We start from the raw sequence: 16283 nt of genomic DNA, 5'->3' as shown, positions 1-16283 counted from the left end.
CGTCGCAGGTTAGTAACGGTTTTCGGTTGAATCGGCTATGTGGTTGTTCGACGCGCTGGGGGTGGTGGGTCAAGGTTTGTAAACCAGATTTCGCCGTCGGGATGACACTGATTTCCAAGTTCGCGTCAAAAAGAGCCCGTAACTGGTTTTGCCAGGCAAACGCGGGGATTTCCAGGTAAAGCGGTTAGGGGGCCCCGTGCGTACAGTGATCGGTTCAATTTTGATCGCGCTCGGATGCCTCCTTGCTCCCTTCGCCCTCACCGCCTACTGGGCGGCGAACGAGATCGCCGACCCCAACCGCTACATCCGGAACGTGGCTCCGCTGTCCGCTCACCCGGCCGTCAAGAACGCCGTCACGGATCGCGTCACCGACGAGATCATGGTGCGGCTGCGCGGGCTGGGCATCTCGGTCGGCGGGGAGATCATCCGCGAGACGGTGAAGACCGGCGTCGACGAGGACTTCGCCGTCGCCTGGGTGGAGATCAACCGGCTGACGCACCGCCGGCTCCTCGCGGTCCTGGGCCACACCCCGAATCTCAACGTGCAGGGCGAGGGCATCGGCTACGACCTCGCCCCGGTGTACGAGCTGGTCAAGCGGAGACTGCAGGTCACCGGCCTGGGGGCCGCCTCGCGCCTGCCCAAGACGCACCCCGTCACCCTGCTGCTGCCCAACTCCGCCATAGTCATGATCGACGGGGTCTACGACAAGCTGATCTCGCTGAGATGGGTCCTGATCGTCCTGTCACCGATCCTGATCGCCGCGGGGGTGTTCCTGATACGTGACCGGTGTACCGCCCTGATCGGCGCCGGACTCGGCCTGGCCGCGAGCATGCTCGCGCTGGCGATCGCGATGTCCGCGATCCGCAACGTCTACCTGCCCGAGTCCGTCACCGGCCTGTCGTACGCCGCCGTGGTCGCGATATTCGACGCGCTGACCGCCTTCCTGAGGGACAGCCTGCGCGTGCTCTTCACGCTGGGCCTGATCGTGGCGGCGACGGCCTTCGTCGTCAGGGGCAGGCGCATCCGTTCCAGGCTCGCGGCCGCGGCGTTCGAAGCCTGCCCTCACCAGTCCGCGGAGCCCTCGAAGGACGTCCCCGAGGGGTGATAGCCGAGCCGGGTGCGCGCGGCGGTGATGTCGAGGGTCCGCTCGACGGCCAGGTGGCCCGCGGCGTAGCGCGTCAGCCGGGGCGGGCGCGGGCGCCGGAGCAGCCGTGACACGGTCTCGGCGACGGCGGCGAGGGGGTCCACCAGAGTGAGCGGCAGGTAGTACGGTTCGGCGTCGATGCCGCGTTCCCCGAGGATCGCGCGCAGGGCGTCGTCGAGCACGACGGGCTCGGCGTCGGTCACGTTGAAGACGCCGTGGTCGACCGGGCCCTCGGCGGCGAGCAGGCAGGCCTGGACCAGGTTGTCCACCGAGGTCAGGCTGATCCGCTGGCGCCCGTCGCCCACCGCGAGCAGTCTGCCGCCCCTGACCGCGCCGAGGACCCGGGGAAGCAGCGTGGTGTCCCCCCTGCCGTAGACCGCGTGCGGCCGCAGGACGACCGCCCGCTCCAGACACCTCTCCGCGGCGGCCTTCGAGGCGCCGTACGCGTTGGCGTACCGTCCGACCGGGGCGGCCTCCTCGGCGGCCATCACGGTCGGCCGGAACGGGTCGTAGACGCTCGCCGTGCTGACGTGTACGAACCTGGCGCCGGGAAAGGCGGCGGCGGCGTTGCGGGTGCCGTCCACGTTGGCGGCCCAGATGTCACGCGGCGGCCCCCAGTCCGTGACGCTCCCGGCGCAGTGGATCACCACGTCGACCTTCCCCGGGAGCGTCACGGGCCGGGGGCCGAGAAGATCCCACGACGTGTACGGGGCGCCGCCGACGTGCCCGCCGTCCACCCGGGGACGCCTGCCGAAGGCGCACACCGTCCAGCCCCGTGCCACGGCCGCCCGGCAGACCGCGCCTCCCACGAATCCGGAGGCGCCCGTCACCGCGATCTTCCGCCTTCGCGGGTCCGCCCCGGCGGGTCGCTCAGGCACGGCGGGAGACCAGGTCCCGCAGGGCGGCCCGGTCGAGCTTGTCGGCCCGTCCCGAACGGGGGAAGGCGTCGAGCGACTCGATCCGGTCGGGCAGGGCCGCGGCGTCCACGATCTCGGGAAGCGCCTTGCGCAGCAGGCCCTCGTCGTAGCCGTCCGTGGGAACGACGGCCAGCACGACCTCCTCGTCTCCGGTCTCGGGGTCGGAGAGCCCGACGATCGCGGCCTCGGCCACCCCGGGCAGCGCCGCGATGCCGGACTCGTACAGGCCGGGGTAGATGTTGACCCCGTCTCGGAGGATCATGTCCTTCTTCCGGCCGAGCAGCACCAGCCGGTCCCCTTCGAGCCGGACCAGGTCGCCGGTGGCGATCTCCCGTAGTGGCTCCTCACCCAGATAGCACCGCGCGAGGTGGGGGCCGGAGACGAACAGCTCACCGTCCTCGGCGATCCGGACGCCGACGCCGGGCAGGGGCGCCCCGAGCAGATCCCCCTCGGCCTGGGCCAGCTTCTCCCGGGCGGACGCGATCGCGATGGGGAGCGCCTCGGTCATCGCGTAGACCGACAGGACCTCGGGCCCGGCCTCGATCGCGCGGCGGAGCACGCCCGGCGGGGCGGGGGCGGCGCCGAGCAGGAGGTAGCGGAGGGTTCCGGGAAGCCTGGGGGTCTCGCGCAGCAGCCTGTCCAGGTGCACCGGCACGGCGAAGGTGTGGGTGGCCCGCCGCGCGGCCAGTTCCGCGGCGAGGTCACCGCCTCCGGGCAGGGACCAGGTCGCCCCGGCCAGCAGGGCGGGGAGTCCGAGCATCAGCTGGTCGGTGTGCACGACGTCACCGGGGCCCAACGGGAACGCGCTCCTGAACATCTCCAGCCCGGCCGCGAGCGACCCCCGGGTGTGCACCACCCCTCGCGGGCGCGCCGTGGTCCCCGAGGTGAAGATCACCGCCGCCGGTTGGTCCGGGTCGGTCCCGTACGACTCCTGAAGCGTTGCCGGTTGGTCCGGATCGGTCCCGTACGCCTCCTGAAGCGTTGCCGGTTGGTCCGGGTCGGTTCCGTACGCCTCCTGAACCGCCGCCGGTTGGTCCGGGTCCGTTCCGTACGTCTCCCGGCCGGTCTTCCGGCCCGCCGGGACGGCGGGGCCGCCGGACGATCGGAGGATCCGGGAGAGCCACAGCGCCCCCCGGGGGACTCCGGGCAGCCACGGTCCCGTGTACAGGTGGCGGACGGGGTGGCCGGGAAGCGGGTCCGCGAGGTGGGGCAGGAGCAGACCCCGGCGACGGGCCAGGCCCCTGAGCGGGCCGCTCAGCGTATAGAGCAGGGACTCGCTGACCACCCACGCGGGCCGGGTCGCGGCCATGCGGGCCGCGAGCACGTCGGGCGCCAGGCCGGGGTCCGCGAGGACGAGCGTCCCGCCCGCCGCCACCGCCCCCAGCGCCAGCGTCACCGCGTCCACCCCGGGCCGCACCGCGAACAGCACCCCGGCCCCCGGCCGCGCCTCGCTTTCCGGCTGTGCCCGGTCCTCCGGCCGTGCCTGGTCTGCCGGCCGTGCCTGGTCTCCCGGTAGGGCTTGGTTTTCCGGCTGTGCCTCGTCTCCCGGGCGCCCCCGGTCTGCCGTCCGTGCCCGGTTCTCCGGTCGCGTTCCGTTCTCCGGTCGTGGTCCGCCCATCGCGTCGCGGACCGCCGTCACCCGGCGGGCCAGCTCGCCGTAGGTGATCTCACGGCCCCGGCCGTCGACGATGGCGGTGCGCCCCGGTTCCCGCCCGGCGATTTCCATGATCCCGCCGACGATGTCGTTCACGCGGCACCGGCCCGGTCGACCCACAGGTGCTCGTAGGTGGGGATGAGGACCCGCCTGGCCGCGCGTCGCCGTACGACGCGCACCCGGTGGGAGAGCAGGACGGAGGCCACCGCCCGGATCTCCGCCAGGGCCAGCGGGTAGCCGATGCAGAAGTGCGGGCCCGCGCCGAACCAGAGCCTCCGCAGCTCGGGCGGGTGGGCGCGGGAGGGATCGAACGGGCCGTACGCCCTGGCGCAGTTGTGGGTGACGATCAGCACCCGGTCGCCGGGGCGCACCGCCGTGCTGCCGACGTGCGCGGCGGTGGCCACCGAGCGCAGCATCAGCGGGGTCGGCGTGGTGACCCGCATGGCCTCCTCGATGACCCTGTCCAGGTCGCCGACCGGGGTCCGGTGGTCGTGCAGGAGGGCGACGAGCCGGGGGACGAACGTGGCGACGGTCTCGGTACCGGTCAGGAAGAACGCCCCGGCCGCGCCCCTGGCCTCGGCCACGGACAGTCCCTGCGCCCGCATCCGGCCCATGACCGTGGACTCGTCCCCGGCCTCGTAGGCGGCCTGCGCGATGTCCCCGATCCGGTCCAGCACCCGCCTCGCGACGGCCACCTGCCGGGCCGACAGCCGCCGCGAGCGCAGCGAGACCATCGAGACGACCCGCTCCCCGTCCGCGAACAGCTCCCTGGCCCGCGTCTCGGAGACCTCGCCCAGCCCGATCACCCGGCAGATCACCGCCCCGGCCATCAGCCGCATGGCGTCCACCAGGTCGACCGTCTCGCCCCGCTCCAGGCGTGCGGAGAGATCGTCGAGCGGCCCGCGGAGCACGTCGTCCACCAGCGCGGACACGTACCCGGTGGTGAACAGCGGCATCAGTTTCCTGCGGAGCGCGAGATGGCCGGGTCCCTCCATGTTGAGCAGCACGGAGGGGCCGAGCACGGGTGTCCACAGGTCGCCGGGCGAGCCGGGGCCGTCCTTGCGGAACCGCTCGTCCATCAGCACGGCCCGCGCGACGGCGGTGTCGTTGACCACCACGCCCAGCCCGGGTACGCGCACCACGGGCCCGAGGCGGGCCAGCAGCCGCATGAGCGGGTAGGCGAAGGGGTGGGCGGCCAGGTAGAGGCGGGTCTCGTGGTTCACCGGACGTCGATCACGTCGGGCCGGTAGTGGTGGTCGGCGTACCAGGCGAGGGTGCCCGCGAGGCCGTACGCCCGCAGCCTGCGCACGGAGCCGAAGACCACCACGTCGCGGCGCGAGGCGTACGCGGGGGTGAGGGTGCGGACCCGGTTGACCAGGGCGCGGTCCTCGTGGACCTCCTCGATCGCGGTCCTGGGGAAGCCGCCCGCGCGCTCGTAGAGGTCCGCGGTGATGGCCAGCGTGGCGCCGGGCATCATCACGTACGGGCCCCGGTAGCGCGGGTCCCTGTTGCCCGGCCGGAAGCGCCCGAAGGTCGCCGCCACCTCCACCACGAACGGGATGAGGTGGCGCTCCCAGAACTTCAGCCGGAACTCGTCGGTCCTGGGCCGCAGCTGTCCGCCGACCATCTCCAGCCCGTCGCCGAAGGCCCGCCGGATGTTGCGCACCCAGTCGGGGCGGGGCAGGCAGTCCGCGTCGGTCCTGGCCAGATGGGTCGCCCCGTGCGCGATGGCGTGGCGCATGCCGGTGTCGGAGGCGGCGCCGGTGCCCTTCCTGGTCTCGACGACCACCTGGACGCCGTGCCGCCGTACGACCTCGGCGGTGCCGTCGGTGCTCGCGTTGTCCACCACGAGCAGCGTGAAGTCCCGGTCGTCCTGCTCGGCCAGCGCCCTCAGCGTCGCCTCGATGCCGGGGGCCTCGTTGTAGGCGGGAATGATCACCCAGAGGTCCATCACATCTCCGCCAGCATCACACCGGTGCTGATCCCGCCGCCCAGCCCGAGCAGCGCCACCCGGTCGCCCGGCCGCCAGCCGCCCAGCGCGAGCTGGAGCGGCAGCGTCGTCGAGGCGCAGTTGCCGTGTTCGGGCAGGCTGACCACGAGCCTGTCCTCGGGGATGTCGAGCACCTGGGCCAGGAATCGCAGATAGGGCAGCGCCACCTGGTGTACCGCCACGATGGCGAAGTCGTCCCAGGTCAGGCCGGTCCGTTTGAGAGCGTTGAGGAAGATGTCCGGGCCGATCGCCTCGAAGGCCTCCTTCAGCCCGCGCCCGTCGCCGCGGAAGTAGGAGTACTCGGGGTCGCGGGGGTGCGCGGAACCGCCTCCGGGCAGGGTGCCGACCGCCCAGGCCGTGGAGTCGGCCGCGAAGTCGCGGTAGAAAATGCCACGTTCCACATCGGCGGCGACCGTGACCGCGGCCCCGGTGTCCGACAGTGTGTAGCCCGCGAAGGAGTCGACGAACTGCGCGCGGTCCCTGACCCGCCACCGGATCGCCCGTGACGGGATCTCGCCCGAGCAGACCAGCACCTTGCGGTGCGCGCCGGTCAGGATCAGCGCCTCGGCGATCTGGATCCCGTTGAGCATGCTGTTGCAGGCGTTCTTGACGTCGAAGACCGGGCACGAGAGCCCCAGCTTGGCCGCCACGATGTGCGCGGTGGCGGGCTCGACCATGTCCTGCGAGGCCGACGCGAAGACGAGCAGGTCCACGTCGGAGTGGTCGAGTTCGCGGGCCGCCGCCGCGGCCAGGTCCGACGCCTGCTGGTCGTCGCGGGCCACGTGGCGACGCCGGATTCCCGTCAGCCGCTCGACGACGCCTTTGTGGGGCACGTAGCCCTCGATCCGCCGTTCGACGTCCGTGCTGGAAACGGTCCGCTCCGGCAGATACGTCGCGACGCCCGTGATCCGGGCTTTCATTGATCTCCCTAAACAGCGTCAAGTCTCCCCATGCTCGCGCAATGTATCTAAAACCTGGTGGTTTGTCCTGGTCGCGCGGGGACGGTGGGGCAGATGAGAGGGAGGAGATTCTCTTCGGTATAAGCCGGTCGTGAAGGGGTAGCGGGTGCCGCCATGAGCGACGTTCGGACGGGGCCGGTGACCACGAAGGTCCCCGCGCGGTTGGACCGGTTGCCATGGTCACGATGGCACTGGATGGTCGTCATCGGACTCGGCACCGTCTGGATCCTCGACGGTCTCGAAGTGACGATCGTCGGAAACCTCTCAGCCCAGCTGGCCAGGGAGGGCAGCGGCCTGGCGATCACCCAGGCCCAGGTGGCGGGTACCGCCGCCGCCCTCTACGTGGCCGGAGCGTGCCTGGGGGCGCTGTTCTTCGGCTGGCTCACCGACAGGTTCGGCCGCAAGAAGATGTTCATCATCACGATGGTCGTCTATCTGGTCGCCACCGCCGCGACGGCGTTCTCGTTCTCCGCCTGGTGGTTCTTCCTGTTCCGGTTCCTCACCGGGTTCGGCATCGGCGGCGAGTACGCCGCGATCAACTCGGCCATCGACGAGCTCATCCCGAGCCGCCACCGGGGCAGGATCGACATCATCATCAACGGCAGCTACTGGCTCGGCGCCGCGGGCGGCGCGCTGCTGACCGTGCCGCTGCTCAACAACCTGCCGCTGAACATCGGCTGGCGCGTCGCGTTCGGCATGGGCGTGGTGCTCGGCCTGGCCATCCTGCTGGTGCGCAGGCACGTGCCGGAGAGTCCCCGCTGGCTGTTCATCCACGGCCGCGACCGGGAGGCCGAGGGGCTGGTCGACGGGGTGGAGAAGCAGATCGAGCGCGAGAAGGGCGTCAAGCTCGACGAGCCCTCGCAGTCGATGACCATCCACCAGCGCAGGTCCATCGGGTTCGGCAAGATCGCGCACACCATGGTCGCCCGCTACCCCAAGCGCACGGTCCTCGGCCTGTCGCTCTTCATCGGCCAGGCGTTCCTCTACAACGCCATCACCTTCGGGTACGCGCAGATCCTGTCGACCTTCTTCGGCATCAAGACCGAGACCGGCTACTACTTCGCCGTCATCGCGTTCGGCAACTTCCTCGGCCCGCTCCTGCTCGGGCGGCTCTTCGACACGGTCGGTCGCATCCCCATGATCTCCGGCACCTACATCGGCTCGGGGGTGCTCCTCCTCGGTACGGCCTGGCTGTTCGACCAGGAGGTGCTCACCGCGGTCACGCTCACCGCCTGCTGGTGCGTCGTGCTCTTCTTCGCCTCCGCGGGGGCGAGCGCGGCCTACCTGACCGTCAGCGAGATCTTCCCGATGGAGACCCGGGCCATGGCCATCGCGTTCTTCTACGCGATCGGCACTTTCATCGGCGGCGTGTCCGGGCCGCTGATCTTCGCCAACCTCGTCAAGAGCGGCAGGCCCGGTGACACCGCGCTGGCCTTCGGCATCGGCGCGGTTCTCATGATCGCCGCGGGGCTGGTGGAGCTCTTCCTCGGGGTCAAGGCCGAGGGCAGGGGCCTGGAGGACATCGCCGAGCCGTTGAGCGCCACTTCGGATCGAGAGTGACATCGTCGGTCGAGCCCTGAGCGTCACCCCGGGCTGAGAGGACGTCGCCGGGCCGTCGAGGTGCCATTCCCGATTGAGGGGGACGTCGTCGAGCCCTGGGTGCCACGCCGGGCTGAGACGACGTCGCCGGGCCGTTGAGCGCCACCCCGGGCTGAGAGGCACGGCTCCGCCGGGAGTTTGACGGTCCCCTGTCGCGGCAGAGGACCACATAAGATCGTTTTTCGTGATCGATCGGATTGACCGTGATCGACCTGCCGGGCTGAACACCGTCACCCGCACCGTGATTCTGCTGGAGGTATGCATGCGTGGTACAGCTCGTGCGCTCGCCGTGACCACCACCGCCGCCCTCGCCCTCGGACTGACCGCCTGCAGCACGGGCGGATCGGCAGACGGCCGGCCGGTCAAGCAGGCCGTTCCCGAGGCCGGTGAGAAGACCAAGAAGCCCGAGAAGCCGGCGGGACCCGTCACGCTGAAGTACTGGACCTCCTCCCCGCCCGAGGCTGCGCTGAAGAGGGCGGTCACCGCGTTCGAGCAGGCGAACCCCGGTATCGAGGTCGAGCTGCGCGCCTTCGCCGAGGCCGACTACCGCAAGCGGCTGCCCGAGGCGCTCGCCGGTGACGAGGCGCTCGACGTCGTCGGCCTCCCGATCCCGACGATGACCCGCTCGGTCGCGGACCGGCTCCGCCCGGTCGACGAGTGGAAGGACAAGGTCTCCGGCGACTGGGTCGACGAACTCGACGAGAACGCGGTGGAGCAGACGGAGAAGGCCGCCAAGGGCGGCACGCTCTACTCCGTCCCGATGGGTTCCAGTGGTGGCGCGGTCATGTACTACAACGCCGGTCTCCTGTCCGAGCTCGGCCTCTCCTTCCCCGAGACGGCCGCCGATCTGGAGTCCGTCGTCATGCGGGTCAAGAAGGAGATCCCCGACCTCCAGCCGGTCGTCTTCTCCGGCGAGCCGCGCAGGCAGGAGGAGCTGCTGTTCACCATCGCGGGCCAGACCCACCCGACCCTCTCCGACGACCTGCTGACCGGCGGCAAGCCGTGGAACGGCCCCGAGATGGTCTCGGCCCTGACCGCCTACGGGTCGCTGTTCGATCGGGGCGTGCTGGCGAAGTCGGCACTCACCCTCAAGGGCGACCGCCCGGCCGAGCTTTTCCGCTCCGGCAAGGCCCTGTTCCTGGTGGACGGCTCGGGGCAGAGCCCGATGCTGTCGGCGTCCTACCGCGAGACCGCGAAGGTCTCCGTCAAGCAGATCGGCGCCGGGCCCTTCCCGACCATCCTGCCGGGTGCCAAGCCCGCCGTCCGCAGTACGGCCGAAGTGGGCCTGGCCGTCCCCAAGAGCTCCAAGCACGTGGCCGAGGCGGCCACGCTGATCGAGTTCCTGACCGCGGGCGACGGCGTCGCCGGCTGGGCCGGAGACCTGGCGCTGGTTCCCGCGCGCGAGGACTTCCGGATGGACTCGTCCGTCTTCGCCACCTCGGAGGGCAAGGACGGCTACGCCGCGATCCAGGAGCTCGTCAGGAACGGCGGTTCCCTGAACGTCCCCGACGAGGCCTTCCTGGAGCGCGCGGAGGGCGACGCCATCCTCGATGTCGCCCGCGGCCGGATCACCGCGAAGAAGGCGGCCGACCGCCTGCAGAAGGAGTGGTCCCGCGGCCAGTGACGGCCCCACCCGGCCTTGCCCGGCTTCGAACGGCCCCCAAACCGGTTTCCCCGCCGCTCCGCCGCCCGGCTTTCCCGCCGCTTTTCGCCGCCCGCCCGGTTTCTCCACCGGCCGGTGACGGCTCCTCGACGGCCTCCCGCCGTCCGGCCGGTGACGGCTCCTCTCACCGGGGCGCCCGGCCGGATCAGGCGTCCACGGGCCGGAAGGTGCGGCGGTAGGCCATCGGTGAGACGCCGATGGCCACCTGCAGGTGCTGGCGGAGCGAGGCGGCGGTGCCGAACCCCGACCGCAGGGCGACGCCGTCCACCGGCAGGTCGCTGGTCTCCAGGAGCCGCCGGGCCAGCTCGACCCGCTGCAGGATGAGCCACTGTCCCGGGCTGAGGCCCATCTCGTGGCGGAAGCGCCGGGTGAAGGTACGGCGGCTCATCCGGGCGTGGGCGGCCAGCTCGCTGAGGGGAAGCGGCTCGTGCAGCCGTTCCAGCGCCCAGGCCCTGGTCGAGGCGGTCGTCGAGGCGGTCGGGGCGGGAAGCGGGCGCTCGATGAACTGGGCCTGGCCGCCGTCGCGCCACGGCGGGACGACACACCGCCTGGCCACGCGGTTGGCCACCTCGGTGCCGTGGTCGCGCCGGACGATGTGCAGGCAGAGGTCGACCCCGGCGGCCACCCCGGCCGAGGTGAGTACGTCCCCGTCGTCCACGAACAGCACGCCCGGGTTGACCTTGACCAGGGGGAACAGCTTCTGGAAGTGGTCGGTGCTGCTCCAGTGGGTGGTCGCGGGACGGCCGTCGAGCAGCCCGGCCGCCGCGAGCACGTAGGCGGCGGTGCAGATCGAGACCAGGCGGGTGCCCGGCCGGATGCGCGCGATCGCGCCGGCCAGGGACTCGGGGAGCCGCCCCTCGGTGGAGATCGTGCCAAGGGCGTGGGTGGCCGGGATCACCACGGTGTCCGCGCCCTCCAGGGCCTCGGCCCCGTGTTCCACCGTGATCGCGAAGTCGGCGTCGGTGTGTACGGGGGCGCCGTCGATCGTGCAGGTGATCACCTCGTAGAGCGGCTCGCCGTCCGAGGTCTTGGCACCGCCGAAGATCCGCGGCGGGATGCCCAGCTCGAAGGGGATCACACCGTCCATGGCGAGCATGACGATCCTGTGCATGACCCGATTCTCACATATGGCAAGGTACGGGCCATCTTCGCCGGGGCGCCTCCCGTGGTTCCTCGCGACGCCCGTCCTCCCGCCACGAGGTGGGCTCAGGAGGGGGCCGCGGCCGAGAGCGGCAGGCGGAGGACGAGCCGGGCGCCGCGGCCGGTGGTGCTGTCGGCGGCGTAGAGCCGGCCGCGGTGCGCCACGGCGATGTCCCTGGCGATGGGCAGGCCCAGGCCGGTGCCCCCGGCGTCGCGGCTGCGCGCCGAGTCCAGGCGGGTGAACCGCTGGAAGACCCGCTCCCGCTCTCCCGCCGAAATGCCGAGCCCGTCGTCGGTGACCTCCAGCACGGCCTCGCCCCGCTCGCTCCAGACGCGGACCCGCACCTCGCTCACCGCGTGCCGGTCGGCGTTGGCCAGCAGGTTGGCCAGCAGCCGGCCCAGCTGGACCCTGCTGCCCCGCACCACGACGCCGGGGTCGAGCTTCAGCAGCACCTCGTGCCGGGACGACCGGCGCTCCACCTCGGAGGTGACCAGCGCGGCGAGGTCGATCGGCTCCGGCGGGCCCCGTACGCCGGCGTCGAGGCGGGCGAGCAGCAGCAGGTCCTCGATGAGGGCCTGGAGCCGCTCCGCGTCCGCCAACGCGGAGTGCATCGTCTCCAGCGGGTTCTCCGACTCCGGATCGGAGATCGCCAGTTCGAGTTTGGTGCGCAGCCCGGTCAGAGGGGTGCGCAGTTCGTGGGAGGCGTCGGAGGCGAAGCGGCGCTGGTTCTCCACGGCGTGCTCCAGCCTTTCAAGGGTCGAATTGATGGTCGTGGTGAGCTGCGCCATCTCGTCCCCGGAGGCGGGGACGGGCATCCGGCGGCTGAGGTCGGAGGCGGTGATCTCGGCCATCTCGGCGCGGATCCGCTCCACCGGCGCGAGCGTACGGCCGGCGAGATGCCAGGTACCCCAGCCGAGCAGCGTGAGAAGCCCCGAGGAGAAGAGCGCCAGCGTGATCTCAAGGAAGTTGGTGCGGAGCGACGGGGGTTCCGGTACCGCCGCGTAGACCATGACGTCGCCGTAGACGCTGTGAGCCACCCGGAAACCCACGGTGATGTAGCACGCCCGTTCCGTCGTCGAGAAGCCCTCGCACGCCGTCCCGTCCACGCGGGTGTCGCCGTTGGCCGGGCGCATCCGGGTGATCGGCGGCATTCCGCGCATGGCGGGGCTGGCGGCGACCACCCGGCCGTCGTTCGCGACGACCTGGATGCGGTTGATGCGGTTGACCGGGAGGACGACGGTGTCCGCGGGGCCCTTCTCGATCTCCAGGCTCGCCTTCCTGGCCGCCACGGCCGCCGCGCTGACGAGGTCGGTCGACAACCTGTTCTGCACGACCTGCCACGTCGCGAACGCGCCCGTCCCCAGTGCCAGGGCGAACACGATGATCGCGATGAGTGTCACCCGACCCCGGATCGACCGCGGATGTCGCAATACGGATACCCCCTGAAAAAGCGGTTTTTCTTGCTAAAAGGCCCGCTTTTTACTATTTATAGGTGGTCGGTATTAATCGACAGGTAAAATCCGGCCAAGTTCTCACACCCGTTCGGCGGCGAAGGGCAATGGTTCCACCCGACCGGGGCCGGGAGGGTGTCGTCACGGCTCCGGCCCCTCGGTGGCAGGTAGGTCATTCCCCTGCGAATCGCCGTGAGGTCTCCCCGATGGGGACGGTCAGGCGCCGGTGCACGAGTCGTGGGTCGCGTCGAAACCCTTCAGGCTCTCGGTGTCGTTGCGGGGAAGCGGCTTCAGACCCTTCCAGTCGTCGCCGATCGTCAGGACGAGCCTGCCGGTGGTCGCCCGGCGGACGGGCAGCGGCCTGGAGGCGAGCAGGTCGCGGCTGAGGGTGGGCGCCTTGGCGGCGCCGTTCGGCGAGTAGGCGATCGTGGTCGTCGGGTACGGCTTGCGCGACGCGTCGCCGATCCTGGCGACGTGATAGCCGCGCTCCTCCAGTTGGACGGCCACCAGGGTGGCCAGGCCGGACCGCATGGTCCCGTTGCGCACCTCGACCTGGATCTTCGACCGGGGCACCCTGGTCTGACCGCCCTTGACCCCGGAGCCGGTGATCGCCCGGTCCGTCGCGACGATCCTGAACAGCCTGCCGCTCTGCGGCTGGACCCACTCCACCCGGCCCGGGTGGACCAGCGAGTAGCGCCACGGGGTGGTGATGAAGTGGATCTGCCCCGCGGCGAGCCCCTGCGCGCTGGTCGCCAGGTCCCTCATGACGCCCGGGGTGAGGCCGGGGTCGGTGGTGACCGACTTCGTCGCCGCGTCGAGGAAGCCGAACAGCCGGGTGGGGTCGGTGAGCGTCTCGCCGCTCATGACCTTCTTGACCATGGAGGCGATGAACATCTGCTGGCGCTGGATGCGCCCGATGTCCGAGCCGTCGCCCAGGCTGTAGCGGGCTCGCACGTAGCCCAGGGCCTGCTCGCCCCCGAGGTTCTGGCGTCCGGCGGCCAGGTGGAGCAGCGCCTTCTTGTCGTCGATCGCCTCGGGTACGCAGATCTCCACGCCGCCGACCGCGTCGACCATGCCCTTGAAGCCGGTGAAGTCGACCTTCACGAAGTGGTCGATGTGGATACCGGTGAGCGACTCGACGGTCTTCCAGGTACAGGTGATTCCGCCGGAGTTGAACGACTCGTTGATCATGCCCACGTGCGGTTGCTGGCCGGGCAGTCCCTGCCTGGCCCGGCAGGCCGGAAGCTGGACCATCGAGTCGCGCGGGAAGCTGATGACCATCGCGTTGTCCCGCTTCGGCGAGATGTGCGCGAGCATGATCGTGTCGGTCCGCTCGCCCGCCACCCGGCCGTACCTCGCGTTCTTGCCGCCCCGCTGGTCCGAGCCGACGATCAGGACGTTCAGCGCCTTGCCCGCGGTCTTGGCCGGGCGCCGCCCGAGGTCCTCCGCGGTGACCTCGACGTGCTTGACGTTGCCGGTCAGCTTGACGTACGCGCCGGCCATCGTCCCCGCCGCCACGAGCAACACGGCGGTGACGGTGATCACCAGCCACCACAGCCACCTGCGGCGCGGCTGGGACGAGCGCCGGCCGGGCGACCCCGGAGGCGGCTCGGTGGGCGGTTTTGGGAACGCGTCGATCAACCCGCTGCTCACGTGACTCCCGGGGGGAAGAGGCCACGGCGTGGGCCCGTGACCGAGGAGCCGTACTCCGGCCGTCGCCGAGTTTACTGATCTCCCGGTGTGGTGGATCCGGTACGGACATGTCCCGGATGGAATGCGTGCCCTGTTACGATCCGCCGGTTCGCGGCTGCCGGGCGGTTTGTGCCGGGCGAGTGGCCCGTGCCGGGACCGGTCCCGCGGTGGGTGTCACGGTCGATTCACCCGGGGGCGTCACGCGCGCGAAATCTCCGTACGAGAGGATTGCCGGAGATTTACCACTACTTGGGGGATTTGTGGTTGGCGCTCTCGATCACCGCTATCGCGGTGAGCATCCAATCCGCACGCTCGCCTACCTTTTCCGGGAGGACCGCCTCAGGCTGCTCGTGGCGGTCTTCGCCTTCCTGGTCAAGCACAGCCCGACCTGGCTGTTGCCACTGATCACCGCCAACGTCGTCGACATCGTGGTCACCCGCGCCCCGATCGCCCACCTGTGGGTCAACGCGGGCGTGCTGCTCGCCCTGCTGCTCTTCAACTACCCCCTGCACCTGCTCTACGTCCGCTGCCTGCACGGTGCCATCCGCCGGATGGGGACGAACCTGCGTTCCGCGCTCTGCCGCCGCATGCAGCAGCTCTCCATCGGCTACCACGCGCGGGTCAGCGCCGCCGTACTCCAGACCAAGGTCATTCGAGACGTGGAGAGCGTGGAGCAGACCAGCCAGCAGGCGGCCGACATGGGACTGTCCGCGCTCACCATGCTGGCCGGGGGCCTGGTGGTGATCGCCGTGCAGGTGCCCGCCGCGATCCCCGTCTTCCTGGTGGTCGTACCCACCGCGGCCCTGCTCGTGATGCGGATGCGCACCCGGCTGCGCGACGACAACGAGAGCTTCCGCCGCGAGGTCGAGCAGCTGTCCAGCCGGGTCAGCGAGATGACCACGCTCATCCCGATCACCCGCGCGCACGGCCTGGAGCAGGACGCCCTGCACCGCGTCGACGGCACGCTGACCAAGGTGCTGCGCAAGGGTCTCCGGCTCGACCTGCTCAACGGCAGCTTCGGCGCGCTGGCCTGGATCCTGCTCAACGCGCTCGGCGTCGCCTTCCTCACCGGTTCCGCGCTCGTCGCCTACTACCAGGTCATCCCCATCACCGCGGGTGACGTGGTCATGCTCACCAGCTTCTTCGCCACCCTCACCGCCGCCGTCACCTCCCTGCTCACCCTCACCCCGATGATCAGCAAGGGACTGGCGTCCGTACGGTCCATCGGCGAGGTCCTCCAGGCACCCGACCTGGAGCACAACGCGGGCAAGGAGGAGGTCGCCTCCGTCGGAGGCGAGGTCGAGTTCCGCGACGTCGAGTTCTCCTACGGCGAGGAGACCGCGATCACGGGGTTCAACCTCACGGTGACCCCCGGCGAGACGATCGCGCTGGTCGGCCCCTCCGGAGCGGGCAAGTCGACCGTGCTCAACCTCGTCATCGGCTTCCTGCGGCCCACCTCGGGCCGGATCCTGCTGGACGGGCGCGACATGGAGACGCTGGACCTGCGGACCTACCGCAGGTTCCTGTCCGTCGTGCCGCAGGAGTCGATCCTGTTCGAGGGCAGCATTAGGGAGAACGTCACCTACGGCATGGCCGACGTTCCCGAGGACCGGGTGCGGCAGGCGCTCCAGGACGCCAACGCGCTGGAGTTCATCGACCGGCTCCCCGACGGCCTCGACACGGTCGTCGGGGAGCGGGGCGCCCGCCTGTCGGGCGGGCAGCGCCAGCGCCTGGCCATCGCCCGCGCCCTGATCCGCGATCCGCGCGTGCTGATCCTGGACGAGGCCACCTCCGCCCTGGACACCCGCTCCGAGGCGCTCATCCAGGAGGCGCTGACCCGCCTGGTCGCCGGGCGTACGGTCCTCGTCGTCGCCCACAGGTTGTCGACCATCCGAGGCGCCGACCGCATCGTGGTCATGCGCGACGGCGGGATCGAGGAGGTGGGCACCCACGAGGAGCTGATGCGGCTGCGCGGCGCCTACGCCGGGTTGCAGGGCGCCCAGCTCGCCTGAGCCTCCGGGAAGCCGGAGAAGCCGGAGAAGCCGGAGAAGCCGGAGAAGCCGGAGAAGCCGG

The 16283-nt window shown here is 70.8% G+C and carries 12 protein-coding genes; 4 read left to right on the top strand and 8 right to left on the bottom strand.

Annotated elements, in window-relative coordinates; translation table 11 throughout:
• Positions 1–220 precede the first annotated feature (220 nt).
• On the top strand, positions 221–1105 hold the full coding sequence (locus tag OG587_RS06710) for a hypothetical protein (RefSeq protein WP_329087862.1): 885 nt from the start codon (positions 221–223) through the stop codon (positions 1103–1105).
• On the opposite strand, the gene OG587_RS06705 is transcribed toward OG587_RS06710, so the two are convergent.
• The 5 genes from OG587_RS06705 to OG587_RS06685 are packed head-to-tail and all read right to left on the bottom strand — an operon-like array spanning position 1063 to position 6625.
• Entirely contained in the window at positions 1063–2022 is a 960-nt protein-coding gene (locus OG587_RS06705; protein WP_329087861.1) for an NAD-dependent epimerase/dehydratase family protein, read from the bottom strand. The genes OG587_RS06710 and OG587_RS06705 overlap by 43 nt on opposite strands.
• Positions 2015–3811, bottom strand: a complete 1797-nt coding sequence (locus OG587_RS06700) for a class I adenylate-forming enzyme family protein (protein ID WP_329087860.1) — start codon at positions 3809–3811, stop codon at positions 2015–2017. Before OG587_RS06700 ends, OG587_RS06705 begins: the two co-directional genes overlap by 8 nt.
• The gene (locus OG587_RS06695; RefSeq protein WP_329087859.1) at positions 3808–4938 is read right to left on the bottom strand and encodes a cytochrome P450; all 1131 of its coding nucleotides are present in this window, start codon (positions 4936–4938) and stop codon (positions 3808–3810) included. The genes OG587_RS06700 and OG587_RS06695 overlap by 4 nt, the downstream gene beginning before the upstream one ends.
• Entirely contained in the window at positions 4935–5666 is a 732-nt protein-coding gene (locus OG587_RS06690) for a glycosyltransferase (protein WP_329087857.1), read from the bottom strand. Before OG587_RS06690 ends, OG587_RS06695 begins: the two co-directional genes overlap by 4 nt.
• Positions 5666–6625: a 3-oxoacyl-ACP synthase III family protein gene (locus tag OG587_RS06685; protein ID WP_329087855.1), complete on the bottom strand. Its 960-nt coding sequence runs from the start codon at positions 6623–6625 to the stop codon at positions 5666–5668. Before OG587_RS06685 ends, OG587_RS06690 begins: the two co-directional genes overlap by 1 nt.
• A 153-nt stretch (positions 6626–6778) precedes the next feature.
• Here OG587_RS06685 and OG587_RS06680 point away from each other — a divergent pair, with 153 nt between their 5' ends.
• Both OG587_RS06680 and OG587_RS06675 read left to right on the top strand, forming a co-directional pair.
• Positions 6779–8224, top strand: a complete 1446-nt coding sequence (locus OG587_RS06680) for an MFS transporter (RefSeq protein ID WP_329087853.1) — start codon at positions 6779–6781, stop codon at positions 8222–8224.
• Positions 8225–8447: 223 nt separating this feature from the next.
• Entirely contained in the window at positions 8448–9887 is a 1440-nt protein-coding gene (locus tag OG587_RS06675; protein ID WP_329087851.1) for an ABC transporter substrate-binding protein, read from the top strand.
• 184 nt (positions 9888–10071) lie between these two features.
• Here OG587_RS06675 and OG587_RS06670 read toward each other — a convergent pair whose 3' ends face one another.
• The 3 genes from OG587_RS06670 to OG587_RS06660 all read right to left on the bottom strand — a co-directional run bounded on the left by OG587_RS06670 (position 10072) and on the right by OG587_RS06660 (position 14171).
• Entirely contained in the window at positions 10072–11037 is a 966-nt protein-coding gene (locus OG587_RS06670) for a GlxA family transcriptional regulator (protein ID WP_329087849.1), read from the bottom strand.
• A gap of 95 nt (positions 11038–11132) precedes the next feature.
• Positions 11133–12467, bottom strand: coding sequence for a sensor histidine kinase (locus tag OG587_RS06665; RefSeq protein ID WP_329087847.1), 1335 nt, complete (start codon positions 12465–12467; stop codon positions 11133–11135).
• A 267-nt stretch (positions 12468–12734) separates the two neighbouring features.
• On the bottom strand, positions 12735–14171 hold the full coding sequence (locus OG587_RS06660) for an LCP family protein (RefSeq protein WP_329087845.1): 1437 nt from the start codon (positions 14169–14171) through the stop codon (positions 12735–12737).
• Between the two features lie 299 nt (positions 14172–14470).
• Between OG587_RS06660 and OG587_RS06655 the strand changes: the two genes are divergently transcribed.
• Positions 14471–16222, top strand: coding sequence for an ABC transporter ATP-binding protein (locus tag OG587_RS06655; RefSeq protein ID WP_329087844.1), 1752 nt, complete (start codon positions 14471–14473; stop codon positions 16220–16222).
• Positions 16223–16283 lie beyond the last annotated feature (61 nt).

This window comes from Streptosporangium sp. NBC_01469, assembly GCF_036227305.1.
Lineage (GTDB): Bacteria > Actinomycetota > Actinomycetes > Streptosporangiales > Streptosporangiaceae > Streptosporangium.
Note: the sequence above shows the minus strand (reverse complement) of the source record. Positions and strands in the feature narration are given on the sequence as shown.

Excerpts from the sequence above, each read along its gene's own strand:
- OG587_RS06680 (WP_329087853.1), top strand. The coding sequence starts at position 6,779 with ATGAGCGACGTTCGGACGGGGCCGGTGACCACGAAGGTCCCCGCGCGG.
- OG587_RS06670 (WP_329087849.1), bottom strand. The coding sequence starts at position 11,037 with ATGCACAGGATCGTCATGCTCGCCATGGACGGTGTGATCCCCTTCGAG.
- OG587_RS06685 (WP_329087855.1), bottom strand. The coding sequence starts at position 6,625 with ATGAAAGCCCGGATCACGGGCGTCGCGACGTATCTGCCGGAGCGGACC.
- OG587_RS06690 (WP_329087857.1), bottom strand. The coding sequence starts at position 5,666 with ATGGACCTCTGGGTGATCATTCCCGCCTACAACGAGGCCCCCGGCATC.